Source organism: Corynebacterium segmentosum, from assembly GCF_900637825.1.
Taxonomy (GTDB): domain Bacteria; phylum Actinomycetota; class Actinomycetes; order Mycobacteriales; family Mycobacteriaceae; genus Corynebacterium; species Corynebacterium accolens.
This window is the reverse complement of record NZ_LR134408.1, coordinates 1,857,067-1,880,896: the sequence shown is the minus strand read 5'-3', so window position 1 is coordinate 1,880,896 and position 23,830 is coordinate 1,857,067. Positions and strand designations below refer to the sequence as shown.

General features: G+C 59.5%; 21 protein-coding genes and 2 tRNA genes. 16 read left to right on the top strand and 7 right to left on the bottom strand.

What is annotated here, in order from left to right; all coding sequences use genetic code 11:
• Positions 1 to 3: 3 nt before the first annotated feature.
• The 6 genes from EL217_RS08930 (at position 4) to ald (ending at position 7,081) form a co-directional block, all read left to right on the top strand.
• Positions 4 to 2,055, top strand: a complete 2,052-nt coding sequence (locus EL217_RS08930) for a cytochrome c oxidase assembly protein (protein ID WP_420026251.1) — start codon at positions 4 to 6, stop codon at positions 2,053 to 2,055.
• Between the two features lie 192 nt (positions 2,056 to 2,247).
• Positions 2,248 to 2,844: a single-stranded DNA-binding protein gene (locus tag EL217_RS08925; RefSeq protein ID WP_023016998.1), complete on the top strand. Its 597-nt coding sequence runs from the start codon at positions 2,248 to 2,250 to the stop codon at positions 2,842 to 2,844.
• A gap of 110 nt (positions 2,845 to 2,954) precedes the next feature.
• A complete protein-coding gene (ettA, locus tag EL217_RS08920; RefSeq protein ID WP_005277855.1) occupies positions 2,955 to 4,625 on the top strand; it encodes an energy-dependent translational throttle protein EttA in 1,671 nt (556 codons plus the stop codon).
• A 12-nt stretch (positions 4,626 to 4,637) separates the two neighbouring features.
• On the top strand, positions 4,638 to 5,051 hold the full coding sequence (locus EL217_RS08915) for an acyl-CoA thioesterase (protein WP_005277857.1): 414 nt from the start codon (positions 4,638 to 4,640) through the stop codon (positions 5,049 to 5,051).
• A gap of 42 nt (positions 5,052 to 5,093) precedes the next feature.
• Complete coding sequence (locus tag EL217_RS08910) at positions 5,094 to 5,732, top strand: hypothetical protein (protein WP_126319658.1); 639 nt, start codon at positions 5,094 to 5,096, stop codon at positions 5,730 to 5,732.
• A gap of 257 nt (positions 5,733 to 5,989) precedes the next feature.
• Positions 5,990 to 7,081, top strand: a complete 1,092-nt coding sequence (ald, locus tag EL217_RS08905) for an alanine dehydrogenase (RefSeq protein ID WP_023030326.1) — start codon at positions 5,990 to 5,992, stop codon at positions 7,079 to 7,081.
• 132 nt (positions 7,082 to 7,213) lie between these two features.
• On the opposite strand, the gene EL217_RS08900 is transcribed toward ald, so the two are convergent.
• Positions 7,214 to 7,597, bottom strand: a complete 384-nt coding sequence (locus EL217_RS08900; RefSeq protein ID WP_005277863.1) for a globin — start codon at positions 7,595 to 7,597, stop codon at positions 7,214 to 7,216.
• The gene (locus tag EL217_RS08895; RefSeq protein ID WP_126319656.1) at positions 7,598 to 8,602 is read right to left on the bottom strand and encodes a mechanosensitive ion channel family protein; all 1,005 of its coding nucleotides are present in this window, start codon (positions 8,600 to 8,602) and stop codon (positions 7,598 to 7,600) included.
• Between the two features lie 156 nt (positions 8,603 to 8,758).
• Here EL217_RS08895 and EL217_RS08890 point away from each other — a divergent pair, with 156 nt between their 5' ends.
• Positions 8,759 to 9,940 carry a cystathionine gamma-synthase gene (locus EL217_RS08890; RefSeq protein ID WP_126319654.1) on the top strand — a complete coding sequence of 394 codons (1,182 nt, stop codon included), beginning with the start codon at positions 8,759 to 8,761 and terminating at the stop codon, positions 9,938 to 9,940.
• On the opposite strand, the gene EL217_RS08885 is transcribed toward EL217_RS08890, so the two are convergent.
• The gene (locus EL217_RS08885) at positions 9,937 to 11,808 is read right to left on the bottom strand and encodes an FAD/NAD(P)-binding protein (protein ID WP_126319652.1); all 1,872 of its coding nucleotides are present in this window, start codon (positions 11,806 to 11,808) and stop codon (positions 9,937 to 9,939) included. The two genes, EL217_RS08890 and EL217_RS08885, sit on opposite strands and share 4 nt — an antisense overlap.
• Positions 11,809 to 11,887: 79 nt before the next feature.
• Here EL217_RS08885 and EL217_RS08880 point away from each other — a divergent pair, with 79 nt between their 5' ends.
• Entirely contained in the window at positions 11,888 to 12,577 is a 690-nt protein-coding gene (locus EL217_RS08880) for an SDR family oxidoreductase (RefSeq protein WP_126319650.1), read from the top strand.
• Between the two features lie 4 nt (positions 12,578 to 12,581).
• On the opposite strand, the gene pepN is transcribed toward EL217_RS08880, so the two are convergent.
• On the bottom strand, positions 12,582 to 15,098 hold the full coding sequence (gene pepN, locus EL217_RS08875; RefSeq protein ID WP_126319648.1) for an aminopeptidase N: 2,517 nt from the start codon (positions 15,096 to 15,098) through the stop codon (positions 12,582 to 12,584).
• Between the two features lie 98 nt (positions 15,099 to 15,196).
• On the opposite strand from pepN, the gene EL217_RS08870 reads away from it, so the two are divergent.
• A complete protein-coding gene (locus EL217_RS08870) occupies positions 15,197 to 15,820 on the top strand; it encodes a disulfide bond formation protein DsbA (RefSeq protein ID WP_126319646.1) in 624 nt (207 codons plus the stop codon).
• Here EL217_RS08870 and EL217_RS08865 read toward each other — a convergent pair whose 3' ends face one another.
• A complete protein-coding gene (locus tag EL217_RS08865) occupies positions 15,821 to 16,222 on the bottom strand; it encodes a hypothetical protein (protein ID WP_126319644.1) in 402 nt (133 codons plus the stop codon). It abuts the gene before it with no gap.
• Between the two features lie 119 nt (positions 16,223 to 16,341).
• Between EL217_RS08865 and EL217_RS08860 the strand changes: the two genes are divergently transcribed.
• Positions 16,342 to 16,821 (top strand): ribose-5-phosphate isomerase, encoded by a 480-nt coding sequence (locus EL217_RS08860; RefSeq protein ID WP_023029160.1) that lies wholly within the window; start codon positions 16,342 to 16,344, stop codon positions 16,819 to 16,821.
• An 87-nt stretch (positions 16,822 to 16,908) separates the two neighbouring features.
• Here the strand turns inward: EL217_RS08860 and EL217_RS08855 are convergent, their stop codons facing one another.
• Both EL217_RS08855 and EL217_RS08850 read right to left on the bottom strand, forming a co-directional pair.
• Positions 16,909 to 17,742: an aldo/keto reductase gene (locus EL217_RS08855; protein ID WP_023017069.1), complete on the bottom strand. Its 834-nt coding sequence runs from the start codon at positions 17,740 to 17,742 to the stop codon at positions 16,909 to 16,911.
• 134 nt (positions 17,743 to 17,876) lie between these two features.
• Positions 17,877 to 17,948, bottom strand: a tRNA-Gly gene (locus EL217_RS08850).
• 121 nt (positions 17,949 to 18,069) lie between these two features.
• On the opposite strand from EL217_RS08850, the gene EL217_RS08845 reads away from it, so the two are divergent.
• The 6 genes from EL217_RS08845 to EL217_RS08820 all read left to right on the top strand — a co-directional run bounded on the left by EL217_RS08845 (position 18,070) and on the right by EL217_RS08820 (position 23,805).
• A complete protein-coding gene (locus EL217_RS08845) occupies positions 18,070 to 18,927 on the top strand; it encodes a DUF1542 domain-containing protein (RefSeq protein ID WP_126319642.1) in 858 nt (285 codons plus the stop codon).
• A 134-nt stretch (positions 18,928 to 19,061) separates the two neighbouring features.
• Positions 19,062 to 19,135, top strand: a tRNA-Pro gene (locus EL217_RS08840).
• Positions 19,136 to 19,229: 94 nt separating this feature from the next.
• The gene (gene tig / locus EL217_RS08835; RefSeq protein WP_126319640.1) at positions 19,230 to 20,585 is read left to right on the top strand and encodes a trigger factor; all 1,356 of its coding nucleotides are present in this window, start codon (positions 19,230 to 19,232) and stop codon (positions 20,583 to 20,585) included.
• Positions 20,586 to 20,776: 191 nt separating this feature from the next.
• Positions 20,777 to 21,388: an ATP-dependent Clp protease proteolytic subunit gene (locus EL217_RS08830; RefSeq protein WP_005277891.1), complete on the top strand. Its 612-nt coding sequence runs from the start codon at positions 20,777 to 20,779 to the stop codon at positions 21,386 to 21,388.
• Positions 21,389 to 21,407: 19 nt separating this feature from the next.
• Positions 21,408 to 22,031, top strand: coding sequence for an ATP-dependent Clp protease proteolytic subunit (locus tag EL217_RS08825; protein ID WP_005277894.1), 624 nt, complete (start codon positions 21,408 to 21,410; stop codon positions 22,029 to 22,031).
• A 271-nt stretch (positions 22,032 to 22,302) separates the two neighbouring features.
• Complete coding sequence (locus tag EL217_RS08820; protein WP_126319637.1) at positions 22,303 to 23,805, top strand: peptide MFS transporter; 1,503 nt, start codon at positions 22,303 to 22,305, stop codon at positions 23,803 to 23,805.
• Positions 23,806 to 23,830 lie beyond the last annotated feature (25 nt).

Here is a 23,830-nt window from a genome sequence, read left to right as displayed (position 1 = left end):
AGAATGCGAGCTATGGTCAATACGCTGGTCAAAGGCACGCAGTCTGGAACGCAAAAACCCCGTCCTTCCTGGGGAATTTTTATTGCAGCAATGCTTTTTGCTGGCTTGGTCGCGGGGTTCATTTCCCTATTCTTATTGGCTGATTCCTTGGCTGCCCTAGGTATTCCGGACCCCGGGCGGATTACCACCTTTGGCCTGCCGCTTTTCCGTGGGCTGGCGTGGCTGTTGATGGCGCTGTCCGTGGGCTCCTTTCTGGCCTCGTCGTTTCTCATCGCCCCGCGCGGGGACAACGATTCCCTCATCGAGGCGCCTTTATCGGTCGACGGCCATATCGCCGCCCGCACTGGCACGTGGTCGGCCTTCGGCGTTGCGGCCGTGGGGCTGGTAGAAATCCCGATGATCATGTCGGACCTGACCGGCACGCCATTTTTTAAGGTCTTCAACCTGACCATTTTGAAAATGGCCTTTACGGAGATTTCCTCCACCATCGTGTGGGGAATCGCGGTGCTTATCGCCCTTACCGTGGGAATTATTGGCAGCTTCAGCCGCACCTGGGCCATGCAGCCGGTCCTGCTTTTGCTGTCCATCCTGCAGGTGGTTCCCATCGGACTTGAGGGCCACTCCGCGACCGGCGGCGACCACGACTACGGCACGAACTCGCTGCTGTGGCACCTGGTATTTGTGATGCTGTGGGTGGGCGGCCTCATGGCGCTCATCGCGCACGGACGGCGCCTGGGCCCGAACCTCGCCTTCGCCGTCAAGCGCTATTCCGCCATCGCATTCATGGCCATCGTCGTGCTGGCCGTGTCTGGCCTGGTCAATACGCTCATCCGGATGGATATTTCGGACCTGCCGCAATCGCCCTACGGCATCATCCTGATCACCAAATTCGTGCTCACCATCCTGCTGGGCATTATGGGGCTTATCCACCGTGAACTCACCATTCCGCAGTTAGATAAAAACCCGCGGCTCTTTATCCGCATCGCCATCGTGGAGCTCGCGGTCATGGCGGGCACGATTGGCGTAGCCATCACCTTGGGGCGCACCGTGCCGCCGCCACCGCGGGATCCGAACTTGAGCTCCATGCAGATCCTCATGGGCTATAACCTGCATGAGGCGCCCACGGTATTCAATATCTGGACGATGTTCCGCTTTGACATCATGTTTGGCACGATTGGCCTGCTCTTGGCCGCGGCATATGGCTACTGCGTTTACCGCGTGCACAAGCGCGGATTGAGCTGGGACAAGGGGCGCACCGCGTGGTTTATGGTCGGTTCGCTGGGCCTTACGCTCGTCATGTCCACTGGCCTAGGCCTGTACATGCCAGCAATGTATTCCATCCACATGCTGGTGCACATGATTTTGTCCATGACCATTCCGCTGCTCATGGTGCTAGGCGCGCCCGTCACCTTGGTCATGGAGGCCTACGAACCGGGTCCGAAGGGCCAACCCAGCCCGCACGATTATGCCTTGGCGCTGACCCAATCTAAGTTCGTGCGGGTCATTACCAATCCCTTCGTGAACTTGGCGCAGTACCTCTTTTTCCTCTACGTGCTCTACCTTTTCCCGAGCCTGTACGAATTCGCCATTTCGGAGCACGCCGGCCACCTCATCATGAACTACGTGTTCCTCATTTCCGGCTACTTCTACTTCTGGGAGGTCATTGGCCCAGATCCCTTGCCTAAGCGCCATTCCACGCCTTTCCGGCTTGGCATGCTTTTCTTGTCGATGCCCTTCCACCTCTTCGCCGGCGTGTACCTGATGCAGCTGCAGACGGTGCTTGGCCTCGACTTCTATCAGTACCTCGAGCTGCCTTGGGATCAAGACTTGCTGCAGGACCAGCGCGTGGGCGGGGGCATCGCCTGGGGCTTTGGCCAATTCCCCTTGGTCATTGTCTTTGGCAAGCTCTTTTTGGATTGGCTGCGCGATGACCGCGCGACGGCGCGGCGCCACGATGTGCAGGCGGAGGCGGACGATGACGCTGAGCTCGCCCGCTATAACGCGATGCTGGAGGATATGAGCCACGGCGATGAAAGCGGATTCCGCGGGCACTAATTTATTGCCCACCTGTGGATAACCCACCCGAAAGTGACCATCCTGGCGCCACTTTGTTGAAGAAAACAACAAGTTATCCACAGCGTTGATGGTCATAGCATGGTGCGGGTTGCGCTGCGGCAGCAGGATGTGAAGGCGAGCGAGGGACATACCACTCGCGAACCCACAACCTAGTAAAGGAATTTCAGCACCATGTCTCAATATCCAGTGATGTTAACCGGCCGCCTTACCCAAGATCCCATCTTGACCAAGACCTCGACCGGCGCATATAAAACCAAGCTGCGCATCGCATCCTCGCGGCGCGTGCCTGATCGCCCCGCCGATACCGGCACCGACGCCGATAACCAACGCGGCCAGCAGCAGTGGCGCGATGTAGACCACCTCTTTATTGACGTGGAGATGTGGAACCAATTTGCCATCAACGTCAAGAAATCCCTGGCCAAGGGCATGCCGCTACTGGTCTGCGGCTCGATCGTCTCCGACCAGTGGCGCGATGATGAAGGCAAGGACCACTACCGCACCTTTATCAAGGCGCAGTATGTGGGCCTGGACCTAAACCGCCACGTCATCGGCGCAAAGCGCTTGGCGCCGCAATACAACCAGGAAAACATCGCCATCCCAGAGCTTGGCGAAAACGAAGTTGTGCCCGACGTAGATAACTCCGCGCCGGGCGATACCGCCGCTGATACCGCTGCAGACCGCATCCAAGCGGGAAATAGTGCGGCAGCCCAAGACGGCGAGGAAGTAGCAACGCAAGAGGAGGAGGCCGCCGAAACCGTGCATGCATAGCGCCAGCCATTCGCCTCGGGTTCGCCCGACCCGAGGCACCTAGGCGCGCATTCTGATGTAGTGTTTGTGTAGATAAATACGTCTCCCAAATTTTTGCAAAGGGGTAAAAAGTGGGCGAATTCATCTACACGATGAAAAACGTGCGCAAGGCAATTGGCGATAAGGTCATCCTTGATGATGTCACGATGGCGTTCTACCCGGGCGCCAAGATTGGTGTGGTCGGCCCCAACGGTGCCGGTAAGTCCTCCATTCTGAAGATCATGGCCGGCTTGGATCAGCCTTCCAATGGTGAGGCATTCCTTGATCCGGGCGCTACCGTGGGCATCCTGCAGCAGGAGCCGCCGCTGAATGAAGAAAAGACCGTGCGCGGCAACGTCGAGGAGGGCCTCGGCGATATCTTTGAAAAGAAGCAGCGCTTTGAGGAAATCGCCGAAGAAATGGCGACCAACTACAGCGATGAGCTCATGGCGGAAATGGGAAAGCTGCAAGAGGACTTGGACGCCGCCGATGCATGGGAGGTTGATTCCAAGATCGAGCAGGCGATGGAGGCATTGCGCTGCCCGCCTTCCGATGCCCCAGTGACCAACCTCTCCGGTGGTGAGCGCCGCCGCGTGGCTCTGGCTAAGCTCCTGTTGACGGAGCCAGACCTGCTGCTTTTGGACGAGCCCACCAACCACTTGGACGCCGAGTCCGTGGAGTGGCTGGAAAAGCACTTGGCGGATTACCCAGGTGCCGTCCTAGCCGTCACCCACGACCGCTACTTCCTGGACCACGTCGCGGGTTGGATCTGCGAGGTGGACCGCGGCAAGCTGTACCCGTACGAGGGCAACTACTCCACCTACCTGGATAAGAAGCAAGAGCGCCTCCAGGTCGCCGGTAAGAAGGACGCCAAGCTGCGCAAGCGCTTGAAGGACGAGCTGGAATGGGTTCGTTCCGGTGCCAAGGCTCGCCAGGCTAAGAACAAGGCTCGTTTGGAGCGCTACGAAGAGATGGCTGCAGAGGCGGAGAAGTACAAGAAGCTGGACTTCGAGGAAATCCAGATTCCTACGCCGCCGCGCTTGGGCAATAAGGTCGTCGAGGCAAAGAACCTGGTCAAGGGCTTCGATGATCGCACCTTGATTAAGGACTTGTCCTTCACCCTGCCGCGCAACGGCATCGTCGGTGTTATCGGCCCGAACGGTGTGGGTAAGACCACGCTGTTTAAGACCATCGTTGGTTTGGAAGAGCCGGATGATGGCTCGGTTGAGGTCGGCGAGACCGTCAAGCTGTCCTACGTGGACCAGAACCGCGAGAACATCGACCCAGAGGCTACGGTGTGGGAGGTCGTCTCCGGCGGACTGGATTATATTCACGTTGGCCAAAATGAGATGCCATCGCGCGCATACCTTTCCGCCTTCGGTTTCAAGGGCCCGGATCAGCAAAAGCCGTCGAAGGTGCTCTCCGGTGGTGAGCGCAACCGCTTGAACTTGGCGCTGACCTTGAAAGAGGGCGGCAACCTTATCCTTCTTGACGAGCCAACCAACGACTTGGACGTCGAAACCCTGGGTTCGCTAGAAAATGCCTTGGAGAAATTCCCTGGATGTGCCGTAGTTATTTCCCACGACCGCTGGTTCTTGGACCGCACCTGTACCCACATTCTGGCGTGGGAAGGCAACGTTGCCGAGGGGCAATGGTTCTGGTTTGAGGGTAACTTTGGTGACTATGAGAAGAACAAGGTAGAGCGTCTGGGAGAAGACGCCGCCCGTCCTTCTCGCGTCACTCACCGCAAGCTCACCCGATAATCCCTGAGGAGAATGATGGCGACCGATAACGCGCATACCCACCAAGTGCCCACCCGCTGGGGCGATTTCGATATGTACGGCCACATGATGAACGCCAACTATATTGAGGTTGCCCAGGAAGCACGCTTGGCTTTTGCCAAGGAGAATATCTATGCCAAGGGCATCGATTTCATGGCCTTGGTGCGCCATCTCGACGTGGACTATATGCGCCCCATTCCCTTTGAGGGCAATGCCCACGTCATCGTGGAAACCACCGTTTCCCACATCGGCTCGTCGTCCTTTACCACTTCCCAGCAGGTCAAGACCGCTGCAGGGGAGGTAGCGGCCACGGTGAATTGTGTGCAGGTAGTCATTGACAAGAAGAAGCACACCCCGCGCCCGCTGACGGATGAGGAAAAGGATATTCTGCAGATGAGCGCCTCCTAAACGGCGCACTGTGCACACATAGAAAGGTAGGGCCCGCAAGCCATGGTCACCGAGTCGCTTGAAGTTCGCAGCGGAGGACCTGGCTTGCGGGCCCTTCTTGCGCGCGCAGTTGGGGTAGACGCGACTGCGTCGGTGCGCCTGCGCCAGCTTGCCGATGACGTCGTTGACGCCTTCGTCACCACCCCCTTCGAGGTCGTAGCCTCCCGGCGGGTGCAGGGGAAAGTTTCCCGCGATGGAGCAGTGGTGTCCGCGTCGACGCTGGAGCAACAGCTCGCGGAACACGATGGCACCGGCATTATGGAACTCGGCCCGTCCCGCGATGCGTCGTGGCCGGGCGCATTGCCCCCGGCGACCGGCTTTAGCGTGGTAGATACCCTGCCGGTGACGGTAGTTCGCGAGCTCTCGGACCAGGGGCAGAAGCTGACTCGGGAGTTTTCTGGACCCATGGGCCCGCCGCCCAGCCTGCTTAATCAGACCGTGGTCACGGTTGAGGGCAATGGGCAGACGGTGGAAATCCCGATGCGGATGATTTTCGCCTGCACCAACCTGGGCCTAATCCCGGGGTTCTCTGCCTCTATGGATATACCCCGGCACCTGCGCGTATCGAGCCTTGGCCGGTGGGTGCGCCTTGATGCGCCGTTTGGCAGCATCTACCGTTCCACGCGGCTATCCGTGCTGTAAAACTCCCCGAATCTGGTATTCCGCCGCCCAAAACGGAAAGTGATTAATACCTATAACCCACTAGTCGGGGGTGGTGGGCCTTCCCGGTGCTCGCCTTTTTAACCCTATACACTGCAGTATCGTGGAAATCATGATTATTGTAGTCACCCCCGTTCGTGAAATACGCACAAACTTATATTCTCCTTCTCATTCTGCGTTAACCTGACAGCGAGAAGTAAATTTTCGCCTCTGTAACCAACACATGAAGGAGAACCTCCGTGCGCATTTCTGTACCCAAAGAAATCATGAATAATGAAAGCCGCGTCGCCCTCACCCCAACCGAGGTGCGGACCTTGGTTACTGATGGGCACGAGCTATTCATCGAATCGGGCGCGGGCGTAGGCGCGTCCTTTCCCGATGAGGAATACGTAGAGGCTGGCGCTACCATCGTTGATTCTGCGGACGAGACGTGGGCCAAGGCCGAGCTTCTGCTGAAGGTAAAGGAGCCGCTCGAGTCCGAGTACCAGTACCTGCGCTCTGATCTCACCGTCTTTACCTACCTCCACTTGGCGGCGGATCGCCCGTTGACGGAGGCGCTGACGGAAGCGAAGACAACCTCCATTGCCTATGAAACCGTGACGGACCGCCGCGGCACCCTGCCGCTTTTGACCCCCATGTCCCAGGTCGCCGGGCGCTTGGCTGTCATCGAGGGCTCGCACCACCTGCTGTCCACTCAGGGCGGCCGTGGCCTCCTGGTTTCTGGCATCCCGGGCACCCAGCCTGCGCGCGTGGTGGTCATCGGCGGCGGCCAGGTAGGCGCGTCCGCGGTGGCGATGGCGCACGGTCTCCGTGCAGAGGTCACGGTCTTGGACGTGGATCCGCATGTCCTGCAGCGCTTTGATGACCAGTACGCCGGCGGCGTGCGCACCCTGATCTCTGATCCGTCTACGCTGGATAAGGAGCTGGAGGAGGCCGATCTCGTCATTGGCGCCGTCCTAATTCCAGGCGCTGCGGCACCGAAGCTGGTGCGCGAGGAGACCGTGAAGAAGATGAAGGAGGGCGCGGTGCTTGTCGATGTCGCCATCGACCAAGGCGGCTGCTTCGAGAACTCGCGCAAGACCTCCCACGACGAGCCGACCTTCAAGGTGCACGACACCCTCTTCTACTGCGTGGCCAATATGCCCGGTGCGGTGGCCAATACCTCGGCCCGCGCCTTGGCCTCGGCGACGCTGCCGTATATCCGCGCGGTGGCCAACGACAACCTGGATGCCGCGATCGAGCGCTTCCCAGGCTTGCGCTCCGGCGTGATGACCCGCGGCGGCAAGCTGATATCTGAGCCGGTACGCCAGGCTTTCGACTGGAAAGACTAAGCATCCGGCAGCGCTAACTTGGCGCTAGCGCACAGTAAAAGAGGCCCGCGCACTTACCTAATGTAGAAGTGCGCGGGCCTCTTTGTACAGCCTGTAACGCCTTGCACAGGCAGCGCTACAAGCAGGTGAAACTTAAGGCGCTCTATTGATGAGCATGGCGGCGACGCGCTGCATGTGGTCCCAAATCATGGTGCGATACGCCGGCGGGATGGTGTCTTCCTCGATACTATCGAGGGATTTTCCCATCAGCTCGAGCCAGCGGTCGTGAGCTTCCATATCAATGGGAAAGGTTGCATGCCGCATGCGCAGGCGCGGGTGGCCGCGGTTTTCGGAGAAGTGTTGGGGACCGCCCCAGTACTGAATCAGGAACCAGGTAAGGCGCTGTTCCGCGCCTTCCCAATCCTGATCCGGGTACATGGGGCCAATCACGTCATCTTCTTTGACCTGGTCATAAAAGCCATGCACGAGGCGCTCAAAGGTAGGGGTCCCACCGATGGCTTCATAGACGGAATTCATTTAGGCATCGTCTCCCTTATGCGGATTGGCAATGCCGATGCCGTGTGGGTAAGGGGTGCTGATGCCCTCTGCGTGCATGACGTTGAGGACGCGGGACTGGACAAAGCGCTGGACATCCCACTGGCGGCCCGGCAGCGTCTTGGTGGACACGCGGAAGGAGACGTAGTCCGGCTCGAACTTGGACATGCCGTCGATGCGCGGGGTGCTGAGCACCATCTTGCGGATCTTTTCGTCCTTGACGGCATCTTTGACGGCCTTGTCGATGACCTCGCCGGCAACCTCTGGGTCATTGGAGAGCCCGACAGGGATTTGGATGCGGGCAACGGAGTACTCATCGGAGTGGTTAGCCACCTGCAAGATTTCGCCATTGCGGACGTACCACAGGGCACCGTCGATATCGCGGACGGTGGTAATGCGCAGGGAAATGGACTCGACGTCACCGAAGACGCCGTTGCCTAAGTCAATGACATCGCCAATGCCGTATTGATCCTCAATGAGCATGAAGATACCGGAGAGGAAGTCTCGGACCAGTTCTTGTGCACCGAAGCCGAGGGCAACACCGATAACACCGGCAGAAGCGATCAGCGGGGCAACGTTGACTTCCAATTCATCCAGGATGGCAATGCCAGCCGAAACCCAGACCACGATGGCAACCGCCGATCGCCCCACGCCGGCGAGGGTCTTGATGCGCGAGGCGCGGCGCGCCTCCCTGGTTTCTCGCAGGGTGTCATCTGGCTGGCTATCCTCCCCAGACCTGCTGCGGGTGCGGCTGGGCTTTTTGAGGGTGGAGGCCTTAATGCTGTTTTTCGCCAGCCGGTTGATGAGGTGGCGCAGCGCCCAGTGCGCAATGAAGGCCAAAATGATAATGAGGCCGATGCGGATGGGCCGCTCGATAAGCCAAAGTTGAACGTTCTCGTCGTTCCAGAAGCTGGATACGGACTCTACTGCATCGTCTTTTTTCTCTGCAGCGCCCTGAGCCATGGTAAATAGGTTCGTACTCATCATTCTTTCTTGATCGTGGACACAAACTAACCGCACCCATTCTAGAGGAGAATCCTGAAATCTCACTGACGGCGCCGAATCGGCAATGCGTGGAGAGGGCAGAATATAAATTGCCGAATGGCCGGTGTGGATGAACCGCTTAGTCTACGATTGGGAGGCATGACTGAACACAGCGCGCATAACTTGGCAAAAGGATTTTCATCCCGTTCCATTCACGCTGGATATCACCCGGATCCGCACATGGGATCCATCAACGTGCCGATCTACGCCTCGACTACGTTCGCCCAGGATGGCCTCGCGCAACTGCGCGGCGGCTTTGAATACGGGCGCGTGGCCAACCCGACGGTTCGCTCGCTTGAAAAGACCTTGGCCGCGCTGGAGGGCGCGGATTACGCCCGCGTCTTTGCCACCGGCATGGCAGCCGCCGATACGATGGTGCGCATCTTGGTGCGCCCCGGTGACCACGTCATCTTGGGCAATGACTCCTACGGCGGTTCCTACCGCCTGCTTAATGATTTCACGGAGTGGGGCGTGGAGATGTCCATCGTTAATACCTGCGATGTGGATGCCGTCGCCGCCGCGGTGAAGGACAATACCAAGCTCATCTGGCTGGAAACCCCGACCAACCCGGCGCTGAATATCACCGATATTGCGGCGGTGGCCAAGGTCAAGGGCAATGCGCAGGTGTTGGTGGATAATACCTTCGCCACGCCGTACCTGCAGAACCCGCTCGCGCTCGGCGCAGACCACGTCCTGCACTCCACCACGAAGTACTTAGGCGGGCATTCCGATGTCCTCGGTGGCGCCGTAGTTACCAATGACCCCGAGGTGGATGAGCAGCTGCTGTACTTCCAGGGCAACGTGGGCGCGGTCGCCTCTCCCTTCGATGCCTACCTGACTGCGCGTGGCATTAAGACCCTCGGCGTGCGCATGGATCGCCACTGCGCCAATGCGCAAAAGGTGGCGGAATTCTTACAGGCCCGCCCAGAGGTCAAACAGGTGCGCTACCCGGGATTGGCAGAGCACCCGGGCCACGAGCTGGCGGCGCAGCAGATGCGCGGGTTCGGCGGCATGATGTCCGTGCGCTTCCACGACCCAGAGCACGCCAAGCAGATTTGTTTGAATACGCGCCTTATTTGCCTGGCGGAATCGCTGGGCGGGGTGGAATCGCTTATCGAGCACCCGCAAAACATGACCCACGTTTCGGCCGAAGGATCGGAACTGGTGCCGCCGGAAGACATGGTGCGCATCTCCATCGGCATCGAGGACATCGATGACCTGCTGGCGGATCTACAGCAGGCGCTCGACGCCTTTAAAACGCGCTCTAAAACGCGTACTTAGTGGCCGCCGGCAACCTTGAGCAGGGAGCCAGCGGTCTTATCGGTTTCCTGCAGCATGAGCGGATCCGTTCCCGGCATGGGGGAAATCGTTGTATCCGGCCACTGCGCATAGGTGGGAATGCCCACGATATGCAGGCGTTCATCCAGGCTGCCATCTGGGTGGACGGTGCGCCGCGTGGCACCATCGGTTTCGGGGGAACCGGTGTCCTGCCTGTGATCGGCAAACGGGCGCACCCGTCCACCCTCGATCAATCCGCGGGTGAGCGGGTCGCCGGCGACGCGGATATCGGGCTTGTGCATAAAGGCATCGACAAGCGTGGGCGCCGATGCCGAGCGCGGGCCAGAAGTCAGGGTGTAATGGTCTGACTCGATCGCGAGGGTGGGGTGATCGCCGAGGAAGTGGACCAGGTGGGCATCGACAAGCGCGAGCAATTGGCGCACGCGGAAAAGCGGAGGTCCCGAGCCCACCATCTGCCCAAAGGACATGAATTGCGCGTAGCGGCCTGTGCGGGACTCGCGGGTATAGCGGCCTTCTGCGCCGAGGATGGAGGCGGGCTTGCGCGACTGGGACAGCGACCACAGCGCGGCCTTCATGGGCGAATCGTGGCCGGCTGCAGCCTCCTGGATATCGCCCTCCAGGGAATCCGCAATGTGGGCGGTGAGCGCCGAAATATCGCCGGTAAAGCCAGCAACTTGATACATCAGCTCGGTCATATCCCACGGCTGGGTGACCAGGGGAGCGAGGGCGGCGCCGAGATCATCCGGCGCGGTGGAATCGATGACCGCGAGGATCTCTTCGCGCGGGCGGAGCAGCGCCGCCGGATTCACCCGTTCCAGCGTGGTGATATACGCCTCGTAGCTATCGCGCGCGATGGCGGGCCAAACCTGGGCGTCAAAGTCGATATCCTCGGCGCCCTGCAGCTTATCGATGACCCCATGCAACCGCCGCCGCGGCATCGTGGGCGGCAGTTCGTTGTACTCGGACTTGGGGTGGAAGGGATAACCGCGGCCGGAGGCGACGATGAAACGCGGCTCCTTCCCGCTCGCCTCGTAGCGCAGGCCAGAGCGAGTGGTCGCATCCTCGACGAACCTGCCGCCGCGCTCGATGGTGGTCAGCGCCATGATGTCATAAAAGCCCATGCCAAGACCGCGCACCAACACGTCTTCGCCGGCAGGAATGTCGGCATAGTCTTGTTCCACGGGGTTGCCCGGTGCGATCCAGCGCAGCCTAGATTCCGCCAAGCGCTGCTCCTCGTCATTAAAGTGCGGCGCCATCCAGCCATAGGCTAGGACCGTGGCATCGGCGCGCACCTGCGAGCCATCGTCCAAGTGCAGGATATCGGCCGCGCCGTCCGCGGTGATGGTCTCCACGCGGTGGTGGTGGCTGACTGTGGAAATGCTCTCGGGCAAGCGCGCCAGCACCACGTCATAGACCCAGCGCAGGTACTCGCCGTATAACGCGCGGGTGGGGTTGGATTCCGGGCGGGTGGCGGCCAGCTCCGCGCGGTACTCGGTGGCAATGTGTGGGGCGGGAGGGTGCTGTGCATAAAGCTCGCGCTTGGCAGGAGTTACCTTATCGCCCTCGCCGCGCAGCAGCTGGATCCACTCGTATTGCGTCGGCCCCTCGAGCACTGGGGCGTTCACCGTCGCGCCGGGCTCGGTAAAAAGCGTGACGGCGCCCGCGCGCGTATTCATGCACAGGGTCTTGGTTTGGTCAGTTTCCCAGACGCGGCCGGCGCCGTGCTGGGCCTCGTCGATGAGGCGAACGGTGACGGGGGAGCTGGAATCATTCATGCGGGCGGACAAGCGTTCCAAGATGGAGATGCCACGCGGGCCCATGCCGACGATCGCGATTGCAGGAGTAGCCATAACCCCTATCGTTCCACATCGCGGAACGGGGTCGGACGCCGCGCACCGCTAGCATCCATTTTCCCTATGATGGGGTGGCATGACTGATACCACGAATGTGCCAGAGAAAATCGCCGTCGTTACCGGTGCCACCGGTGGCATGGGGCGCGAGATTATCAAGGATCTCGCCCGCGACTACCACGTTTATGCGCTGGGCCGCAGCGCCGATGAGCTGCCAGAGGCCGCGAATATCACGCCGGTTGCCAGCGACTTGGTCGCCGGTTTGGACGAGGGCATGCAGCTGCCCGAGCTAGAGCGGGTCGATGTGCTCGTGCACGGCGCGGCGCGCGCCACGAAGTTTTCGGTGGAAGAGGCCACCCCGCACGATTGGCGCGCCCACATGGACCTCAACGTCCACGCGCCGGCGGAGGTCACCCGCGCGCTCTTGCCGCAGCTGCGCAAGGCAGAGGGCACCGTCGTCTTCATCAACTCTGGGGCGGGGCGCAAAAGTTACGGCGATAACGTGGTCTATGCAGCAACGAAGCACGCGCTGTATGCGCTTGCCGATGCCCTGCGTATCTCCGAGCCCGGTATCCGCGTCTCCACCGTGGCGCCAGGCCCCACCGATACCCCGATGCTGGAGGGCCTGCAGGACTATAACCCGAACGAGGTTATTGCGCCCGTTGAGGTGGCGCGCGCCATCCGCACCGTTGTGGAGGCAGGGCCTACTACCCAGCTCACGGAGATCCAGGTGCGCCCGCGCATCGAGCTGAACCTCCGCAAGAAATAGTCACCTAGTTGGCGTCGACCTCTCGGTTGCGCAGGGCGCGGGCTACGCGGTCGCGCTGCTCGGTGATCGCGCGGCGCAGGCCGCCTGCCAGATCCTTCTGCAGGAAGGCATCGGCGCGATCGAGGCCGTCTTGGGTGATATCCCAGGACGGGAATAGCCCGGTGACGGTGGTCAGGCCCACCTCGGAGGACTGGGAATCCCAGATCTTTTCGGCCACCTCGAAGAATTCCGCGGTGGGCAAGAGATCATCGGAGTGCGGGTAATTTAAGCCCTCCAGCTTGGAGGTGAGCTCGCGGTTGGTGAGATCCCCGGCGACGATCTCTTCCCATACCGCGCGCTTATTATCCGCGGTGGCAATCGCGGCGCGGGCGCGCAGGGAAGAGTAGTGGCCGGTAGCGGAATTATCGCGCTTGAGCTGGGCGGCGATGGCGGCCTCGGCATCGGCAAGCGCACCCGCGGCAGCAAGCGCTGCGACGGCGAACCAGCGCAGCCCGGCATCATCGGAATCCGCGAGGAGATCGTGCAGGTAGTCGCGGGCCGGCTGATGCAGCCGAATCCTAGACAGCGCCTGCGTGCAGATGATGGAACGCTGCGCATCGGTGCTCCGGGCGCCATCGACAAGCGCCTGCGCCAAAACCGTGCTGTCTTTCGCCCACGCCGGATCCGCGTAGTTTTTCAGCGCGGTAGACGCCTGCGAGACGATGCGCTCGAGGACGGCGAGCTCGGTTTCCGCCTTCATGCCGCGGGCCACCAAGCGGATGAAGTCGCGGGCGCGCATGGTGCCGGCGCGGGTCATCTCCCAGGCGGTGGACCAACAGAGGGTGCGCGCCATGGGGTCGTCGAATTTCTCGATATTATCCAGCAGGAATTGCAGGGATCCTGCATCCAAATCGATGAGGCAGTAGGTCAGATCGTCATCGTTGGGCAGGATGAAATCGATGTCATTGAGGTTGCGCCCGACCAACTCTGGGATCTCGGTGGCCTCGCCCTCCACGTCCATCTCGAGGCGCTCGGTGCGCACGACCTTGCCGTCCTGCGTACCATACAGGCCCACTGCAACGCGGTGGGTGCGCAGGGTATCGCCGCGTTGGGTAAGGTGCGCCTGGGTGATGGTGCCGTCATCGTCGGCCGCCGTTGCAACCGCCAGGGTATTAATACCAGTGGTCTTCAGCCATTGCTGTGCCCAGAAGGAGAGATCGCGCCCGGATGCCTCCTCGAGGTGGCGGAGTAGATCGTCGAAGGTGGCATTGCCCCACGCATGGGCGGCGAAGTGGCGGCGCACGCCAGCGAGGAAGTTCTCGCGGCCAACGTAGGCCTGCAGCTGCTTGAGCACCGAGGCGCCCTTGGCGTAGGTGATGCCGTCGAAGTTTTGCTCTACGGTTTCGATATCGCTGGCATCGGTGGAAATGGGGTGGGTGGTAGGTAGCTGATCCTGCTGGTAGGCCCAGGACTTTTCCACGTTGGCGAAGGTGACCCAGGCGGTATCGTATTCGGTTTCTTCCGCCTGCGAAATGGCAGCGGACCAGGTGGCAAAGGACTCGTTGAGCCACAGGTCATTCCACCACTGCATGGTCACGAGGTCACCGAACCACATGTGGGCGAGCTCGTGGAGGACCGTATCGGCGCGGCGCTCGTACTTGTAGTGCGTGGCCTGCGAGCTAAAGACATATTCATCGCGGAGGGTCACGCAACCGGCGTTTTCCATCGCGCCGGCGTTGAACTCGGGGACGAAAATCTGGTCGTACTTGCCAAAGGGGTAGGGGAAGCCGAAGTTGCGGTGGTAGAAGTCGAAGCCCTGCTTGGTCTCAGTAAAGAGGCGCTCGGCATCGAGGGAATCTGCCAGCGAAGCGCGGCAATAGATACCGAGTGGAACCTCGAGCTGTTGCGCCGGCTTGCCCTCGGGGTGCTCGGTCAGCTCGCCGCGCCAGGTATCGGTGACCTCGTGGTAGGGGCCTGCGCACAGGGCAACCAGGTAGGTCGATAGCGGGTAGTCGATCTTAGAATGGGAGGTATCTCCCTCGCAGGTGACCGGGCCATTGGTGATAATGGTCCACTCCTCTGGGGCCTTAAAGTGCAGGGAGTAGGTGGCCTTCAGATCCGGCTGGTCGAAGCAGGCAAAGACGCGCTTGGCATCGGCAGTTTCAAACTGGGTGTAGAGGTAGACCTCGTTATCGGCGGGATCCACGAAGCGGTGCAGACCCTCGCCGGTACGGGAGAAGGGGATTTCCGCGGTGACCTCGAGCGTGTAGTCCGCTACCTGCAGTCCGGAGAGGGGAATGCCGTAGGTGGGGTCATAGGACTGCGTGGGCAGCGGGTTTCCATTCAGGCGCACCTCGTGCAGCTTGTCCGCGCGCAGATCGATGAAGGTAGAACCGGCCTCCTGGGTGTTAAAGCGCACCGTGGTGGTGGACAGGAAGTGGGTATCGGAATGCTTAAGGTCTAAAGTGACATCGTAGTGGTCAACCTTGAGCATCTGGGAGCGATTTTTTGCTTCCTCCCACGTGAGGTTTACAGAGGTCATTGCCTAGATTCTCCTTTGCTAACGAAAATAGTGATGCATCAAGGTTAGCAGCGCGTTTACAGTGGTGGGGCAAACTGCACTTATTTCAAGGAGGAATAATGACTACCCCAGTTAAGTTTTGGTTCGATGCTTCTTGCCCCTTCGCATGGGCAACGTCCCGCTGGATCAAAGAGGTAGAAAAGGTCCGCGATATTGCCGTGGAATTCGAGCCGATGTCCCTGTCGGTGCTTAATGATGGCCGCGATCTTGATCCCGAATACATGGAAATGATGGAGGCCAACTGGGGCCCTGCCCGCGTATTTGCCAAGGTTAAGACCGAGCAGCCGGAAAAGGTAGATGAGCTCTATACCGCCATGGGCACCCTGATTCATGCCAAGGGCAACGGCGGTAAGAAGGGCGATGGCGGCTATGACGAGTTCATCGCCCAGGCATTAGAGCAGGTTGGCCTCCCCGCAGACTTTGCGGAGGTGGCCCACACCGAGGAATACGATGAGAAGCTGCGCGAATACCACCACAACGGCATTTCTTCCGTGGGCGATGAGGTAGGCACCCCGGTTATTAAGCTGGGCGATACCGCCTTCTTTGGCCCGGTTATTACCCGCGTTCCCAAGGGTGAGGAAGCTGGTGAGCTTTTCGATGCCTCCGTGCGCCTAGCCCAGTTCCCTTACTTCTTCGAGCTCAAGCGCTCCCGCACGGAGATGCCGCAGGTAGAAGAGGACTAGTTATAAGCGCTGCTGGTCTTGCTTGCGGCGCACCGCGGCGGCTAGGCAGCACACCGCGATGACCGGCGTGAGTAAAAACGCCGGTACCCCGGCGATATTGATGATGGGCAGGGCCGTTTGCGCTTGGAATTCTGACCAAGCGGCGGCCACCCACGTAGCCCATGAGGCCGCGGTGAGCAGGGATAAAATCCCAATCACCGCGGCCAAACCGCCGAGGCGATTTTTCTTTATTACCCGCTGATTCAGCCACCACAGCCCCAGAACAAGGTGGGCGACAGTAAACAGTACGGTATGAATAAGCGGCACAAGGTAGTTCTTATTAGTTAAGAAAATATTCGCCGCAAATAACAGCACCGCAATAGCAAGGATGCTGCCGTAGAGTGCGAGGACGCGAGGGCTCATGTTTTAGCCTTTCTGTGCAGCACGTAATCTGCGCTTTAGCTTAACAGCGCCGGGCTATGAGCGAAATAGGATGTGCAAAGTGGTGCCTAGGAGGCAGTGGTGCCGGTATTGTGGGGGTTATGCGCGTATATCTTGGAGCTGACCACGCAGGTTTTGAGACCAAAAACCTGATTTCTGAACACCTCACCAAACAAGGCCATGACGTTATCGACTGCGGCGCTCATACCTATGACGCCGAGGATGACTACCCCGCATTCTGCATTGAGGCGGCCCTATGTACCGTCAACGATCCAGGTTCCCTGGGAATCGTGCTGGGCGGATCCGGAAATGGCGAGCAGATTGCTGCCAATAAGGTCAAGGGCGCGCGCTGCGCGCTGGCGTGGTCGCCGGAGACCGCGCGCCTGGCCCGCGAGCACAATAATGCGCAGCTCATCGGCATCGGTGGGCGCATGCATTCGCAAGAAGAGGCCCTAGAAATTGTGGATGCCTTCTTGGATCAAGAATGGTCCCGCGCCGACCGTCACCAGCGCCGCATCGATATCCTCGCAGAATACGAGCGCACCAATATCCCACCCGAGCTGCCCAAGGACCCGCGCTAAAGCCGCCAGGTTCCTTGAATAAACATAAATGAACGCCGCGGGCCTTTGGGCCACGCGGCGTTTTATATGGTGGTTACACCAAACGCATTAGGCGTCGTTCATGTCATTGGGGTGATGTCCACCGCGGCCGTCTTCGCCTTCCTCCAAAGAGGTAATGGCGGCCATCTCTGCTTCCGTGAGCTCGAAGCCGAAGACATCGAAGTTTTCTGCAATGCGCGATGGCGTCGAGGACTTAGGGAAGAGGATGACCCCATTTTGCAGGTGCCAGCGGATAATGGCCTGGGCTGGGGAAACACCGTGCGCCTCGGCGGCTTCAGTAACCTCTGGTGCCTCCAAGATATCGCTCTTGCCCTGACCCAGCGGGCCCCATGCCTCGATGGCGATGCCGTGGGCGCGGCCAGCGTCCAGTTCGCGCCAGCGCTGCAGGTAAGGGTGCAGCTCCACCTGGTTAATCGCGGGGACGACGTCCGTGTGCACTTCCAGCTGATCTAAGTGCTCCGGCTCAAAGTTGGACACGCCAATGGACTTCGCCTTGCCCTCTTTGCGCAGTTCAATGAGCTGCTTCCAAGCCTCCACGTACGTGCCCTTGGCCGGGGTAGGCCAGTGAATGAGGTACAGATCAACGTAATCAAGGCCCAGCTTCTGCAGGGATTCATCCAGTGCGGCAGCGGCATCGGTGTGGCGGTCATTCCACAGCTTGGTGGTAATGAAAAGCTCCTCGCGCGGGATGCCGGAGTTGGCGATGGCCTTGCCCACGCCTTCTTCATTGCCGTAGATGGCTGCGGTATCGATGTGGCGGTAGCCCACGCGCAGCGCTTCGGCTACGTATTCCTCGGTCTTTTCCGGGTCCATCTGGAAGACGCCAAAGCCCAGCTGGGGGATTGTATTGCCATCGTTCAAAGTAATATTAGGTACGGTCATGGACACCAGATTACGCTTTTCTGGCCACCGCCCCAATGTGATGTATTTATAGCCGCGCTTGGCGGGAGATGGGCATCGGCAAGCAGGAGCCTAGCTGCAGATATGGAAAACCCACCATACGGTGGGTTAAAGCGAGGGAATGACGGGAATCGAACCCGCGTCTTCAGCTTGGAAGGCTGAGGTATTAGCCACTATACGACATTCCCACAGCGTTACCTTGAACGCTGTCGGCTACTTTAGCGCATGAGCGCCCCAAAACGAAAATAGGGAACACGCGCAGTGGGTAGGCCGTTAAAATAGGTAGGACCAATTCCAGTAAAGAAAGCGATGATTGTTGTGGAACTCCTACTTCTTGTAGTCGTACTCGGTGGCGGCGCGTGGTATCTATCCTCGCGCAGCTCAAAAAAGAGCCGGGAGGAGCGAGAGGCGCAGCAGTTAGCGGATGCCCAGGCGGATGCGCGTCGGTGGATTGAGCGCCTGGGCGGGCAGGTCATGCAGATTTCCGGTACGGATACCGCCTCGCAGCAGGCAATGGCGGACGCATCGGAGCGCTTTACCGCAGCCAACTCCGCTATTTCGCGGGCCACTACGGTCAAGCAGGCCAACTTGGCCCGCGAATCGGCGCTTGAGGGCATGCATTACGTCAATGCTGCCCGCGAGATTATGGATATGAATCCGGGGCCGGAATTGCCACCGCTAGAAGGCCAGCGCGCCGCGGGCAAGGTCACCGAGAAGCGCACGGTGGATGCGAATGGCGAGCAGCTGACTGCGTCCCCATACGCCTCTGAGGAAACCCCGAACTATTACCCAGGCGGAACCGTGGCTGGGCGCCCCGTTCCGGCCGGTTGGTACTCCCGCCCGTGGTGGGCAGATGCCCTGCAAACGGGCGTATGGATGATGGGTTATTCCATGATGTTTAACGCCATGTTTGCCGGCATGTCCGGCGTGGGCTATTCCGCAGCCGCCGCAGAAAACGGCGACTGGGGCGGCGCCGAGGGCAGCGAAGGCATGGACGGCGCCGACGGCGGCGGAGACGCAGGAGATGCCGGAGACGCCGGGGATGCCGGCGATATGGGCGGCGATGCCGGAGGGGGAGACGCAGGTGACGGTGGCGGCTTCTTCGATGGATTATCTGACGGCGATGGCGGCGGCTTCTTTGATGGCATGTTTGATTTCGATTTCTAAGTCAAGCTGCCGGAAATTATGCCGCTAACCTGCGGCTACGCCCTTAACAGGGGGTTGATTTAGGAGATTTAAATCCAACACGCTAAACTGTCTCAGGTATGCAACGCAGCCAAGGCAACTTGGTGGCCTACATACGGGGCGTGGCGCAGTTTGGTAGCGCACCTGCTTTGGGAGCAGGGGGTCGCAGGTTCAAATCCTGTCGCCCCGACGTATGGGGGTCTGAAAATGCCCTAATAAGGTTTTTCAGACCCCCTTTAATTTTTATGTACGTAGAAAAACAATGAAGCCAGGGAGATTCACTCGTGAAGACCACCGTAGACAAGCTGAGCGATACCCGCGTTAAGCTCACCGTCAACGTTCCGTTTGCGGAGCTGGACCAGGAAATCGATCAAGCTTACGCGGCAATCGCGCAGCAGGTTTCTATTCCAGGTTTCCGTAAGGGCAAGGCCCCGCGCCAGCTGATCGACGCTCGCTTCGGCCGCGGCCCGATTCTGGAGCAGGTCGTCAATGACATGCTGCCTTCCCGCTACGAGCAGGCTGTTCAGTCGGAAGACCTGAAGGTCATCGGCCAGCCGGACGTAGACATTTCCAAGATCGAGGACAAGGACTTCGTCGAGTTCACCGCCGAGGTTGACGTTCGCCCTGAGTTCGAGGTTCCGGACTTCTCCGAAATCTCCATCACCGTCCCGGCCATCAAGGCCGGCGAGGAAGACGTGGACAAGGCCCTCGAGGATCTTGCAGAGCGCTTCGGTGAGCTGAAGGACACCAAGCGCAAGATGAAGACCGGTGACTACGCCATCATCGACATCACCGCAGAGGTTGACGGTGAGAAGATCGAAGAGGCTTCCACCGAGGGTCTGTCTTACTCCATTGGTGATGACAACCTCATCAAGGGTCTGGACACCGCACTGCGCGGCATGAAGACCGGCGAGGATAACGAGTTCACCTCCACCATCCAGTCTGGCGAGCACAAGGACGAAGAGGCTACCTTCAAGGTCCACGTGCAGCAGACCAAGGAGCGCAAGCTGCCGGACATGGACGATGAGTTCGCCCAGTTGGCCTCCGAGTACGACACCATCGAGGAGCTGCGCGAAGCCACCAAGACCGAGGTCGAGAAGTCCAAGAAGGCTGAGCAGGCCGGCCAGATCCGCGATGAGGTTCTGAAGGCTGCGCTTGCTGATGTCGACTTCGAACTGCCCCAGTCCGTCGTCGACGAGCAGGCCCACGCCCAGCTGCACCAGATCCTGGGCCAGCTGGCACACGATGAGAAGGCGCTGGCACAGCTGCTCGAGGCACAGGGCACCTCCCGCGAAGAGTTTGATCAGCAGACCCGCGAGCAGGCCGAAGAGTCCGTACGCACGCAGATTTTCTTGGATGCCGTGGCAGAAAAGGAAGAGCCGGAAGTTTCCCAGCAGGAGCTCTCGGATCACATCCTGTTCACCGCGCAGTCCTACGGCATGGACCCGAACCAGTTCATCCAGCAGCTGCAGTCCAACGGTCAGATCGCCAACCTGTTCTCTGACGTACGCCGCGGCAAGGCACTGGCTGCCGCCATTTGCCGGACCACCGTCAAGGACGAAGAAGGCAACGACGTTGACGTTGAGCAGTACTTCGGTGAGGTAGAAGAAGACGAGAACGAAGCTACCGACGCGGAGTAAATCTTCTGCTTAAAAGCCCAGCTTGGCCCCTCGCACCGGCGAGGAAGTCTGGCTGGGCTTTTCTCATCGCCGGGTCGAAAAAGCAGACAAAGATCGGTGCAAACGCTGATAGCGAACAGACCCCACAATTATCGCCACATTAAGTAGTGTGGTGGCATTAGAGATTAACCGTCCTCAAGGAGACTTTTCGAATGTCTAAGAAATCTGACCAGCTTCAGATGACCACCCCAGCAGGCTCCGGCCTGAACTTGGGTGACAGCGTCTACGAGCGCCTGTTGCACGAGCGCATTATCTTTTTGGGCACCCAGGTAGACGATGAAATTGCCAATAAGCTGTGCGCACAGATCCTGTTGCTTTCCGCAGAGGATCCCACGCGCGATATTTCGCTCTACATCAACTCCCCGGGTGGCTCGGTGACCGCGGGTATGGCCATTTATGACACGATGAAGTACTCGCCGTGCGATATCTCCACCTACGGCATGGGCTTGGCCGCTTCCATGGGCCAGTTCCTGCTCTCCGGTGGCACGAAGGGCAAGCGCTATGCGCTGCCCCACGCTCGCATCATGATGCACCAGCCTTCCGCTGGCGTGGGCGGTACCGCTGCCGATATCGCCATCCAGGCGGAGCAATTCGCCCAGACCAAGCGCGAGATGGCCGAGCTTATTGCAGAGCACACCGGCCAAACCTTCGAGCAGATCACCAAGGACTCTGACCGCGATCGCTGGATGACGGCGCAGCAAGCCAAGGAATACGGCATTGTTGACCACGTTATCGAGTCCGTGAACGGCCCACTGAGCAACTAGGGAATAAGGAGAAAACACTATGAACAAGTCGCAGATGCCAAGTTCCCGTTACGTACTGCCTTCCTTTATTGAGCAGTCCGCTCAGGGGACGAAGGAAACCAACCCGTACTCCAAGCTTTTTGAAGAGCGCATCATCTTCTTGGGCACCCAGGTTGATGACACCTCTGCCAATGACATCATGGCCCAGCTGCTGGTTCTTGAAAGCCAGGATCCGGACCGTGACATCACCATGTACATCAATTCGCCCGGTGGGTCCTTTACTGCCCTGATGGCAATTTATGACACCATGCGCTACGTGCGCCCTGACGTGCAGACCGTGTGCCTGGGCCAGGCGGCATCCGCCGCCGCAGTGCTGTTGGCTGCTGGTGCTCCGGGCAAGCGCGCGGCGCTGCCGAACTCCCGCGTATTGATCCACCAGCCTGCAACCCAGGGCACGCAGGGCCAAGTCTCGGACTTGGAAATCCAGGCCGCAGAGATCGAGCGTATGCGCACCTTGATGGAAAACACCCTGGCGGAGCACACCGGCCGTACTGCCGAGCAAATCCGCATCGACACCGACCGCGATAAGATCCTCACCGCGGAAGACGCCGTGGAATACGGAATCATCGATACCGTCTTTGAGTACCGCAAACTCAATTCTTAATACGGTGCTGGTGGGCTAACTCCATCAGCTAACACCCTGCGAGGCCGCTTCGAGAGGAGCCCTCGCAGGGTTTTTATTATGTGCATATGAGTGCGCTCGATATATGCCTATGAGGGGCGTAGCAGGGGAGTGGTAGTGCGCGAGCGGCTACCCCAAATGGGGTGAATCTTTCAGAGAAATATCTGCAGGTCGTTAGGCAGATTTTTCAGTGCGATGTTTCACGTATAATGCCCGATTTGTGAATTAGACCTCTGAGTGGTTGTATTATGCTATGACAAATAAGGATCCAGAGGCGGAGGAGCAGACCTCCGCACCCGCTTCTTCGAGCGGGGAGCGCACATTCTTCGGCCACCCGTGGGGGCTGGCTAACCTGTTCGGCGTGGAGATGTGGGAGCGATTCAGCTTCTACGGCATGCAGTCCATCGTGCTGCTGTACATGTACTACGCCACGACCGATGGCGGCCTCGGCCTGGACCGCGGCGATGCAACATCGATCGTCGGCGCGTACGGCGGCTTGGTCTACATGGCCTGCCTGTTGGCATCCTTGGTAGCAGACCGCATCCTCGGTGCGGAGCGCACCCTGTTCTACTCCGCGATCATGGTGATGGCCGGACACCTCGTCTTGGCTTTCATCCCCGCCGTAACCGGCCTGGCTATCGGCCTTATCCTCATCGCCGTTGGTTCCGGTGGCGTGAAGACCACCGCGTCGGTGGTGCTGGGCTCGCTGTATAGCCGCGACGATCCTCGCCGTGACGGCGGCTTCTCCATCTTCTACATGGGCGTTAATATCGGTGCCCTTTTTGGTCCGCTTCTTACCACCGCAATGTGGGGCTGGAAGGGCTTCCACTGGGGCTTCGGTATCGCTGCCGTCGGTATGGCCTTGGGCCTTATCCAGTACACCATCATGCGTAAGACCACCATTAAGGATGCCGGCCACGAAATCCCGAACCCGGCGGACTCCAAGCAGCGCATGATGGGCCTTGGTGCGATCGTCGTCGTCATCCTCGTCATGGTCATTGGCCTGGGTACTGGAATCATCAAGGTAGAGTGGCTGTCCAATATCGTTACCGCCGTTGCCCTTATCGCCGCCGTGTACTTCTGGATTCAGATGTACACCTCTGATTTGGTGACCCGGAAAGAAAAGAACCGCCTCTTGGGCTTTATTCCGATGTTCATCTCCGGTGTGCTGTTCTTCGGTATCTTCCAGCAGCAATTTACCGTGATGACCATTTACGCCGATGTGCGCTTGGACCGCCACATCTTCGGCCTCGAGATCCCGCCGTCACTGGTGCAGTCCATTAACCCGATCTTCATCGTTATCTTCTCCGCAATCTTCGCAGCGATGTGGACGAAGCTCGGTGACCGTCAGTGGTCCACTCCGGTGAAGTTCGGCGTGGCCAATATCATCATCGGTGTCTCGCTCTTCTTCTTCCTGCCGTTCTCCGGTTCGGGCGCAAACTCCACGCCAATGTATGTCATTATCTGGATCCTCTTCCTGTTCACCATGGGTGAGCTCATGCTGTCCCCGGTGGGCAACTCCCTAGCCACCAAGGTGGCTCCAGAGGCATTCCCATCGCGCATGATGGCCGTGTGGATGATGGCCGTAGCTATGGGTACCGCGCTTGCCGGCTCGCTGGCTAGCTTCTACAACCCAGAGGATGCGGCTGCGGAAAACACCTTCTTTATTTCCTTGGGTGTCGCCTCCATCGCGCTGGGCATCGTCTTGCTCGTGCTGAGCCGCTGGGTGGTCAAGAAGTTCGCTACCTTCCGTTAAAACGGGAAGTAAACACCCTATATTT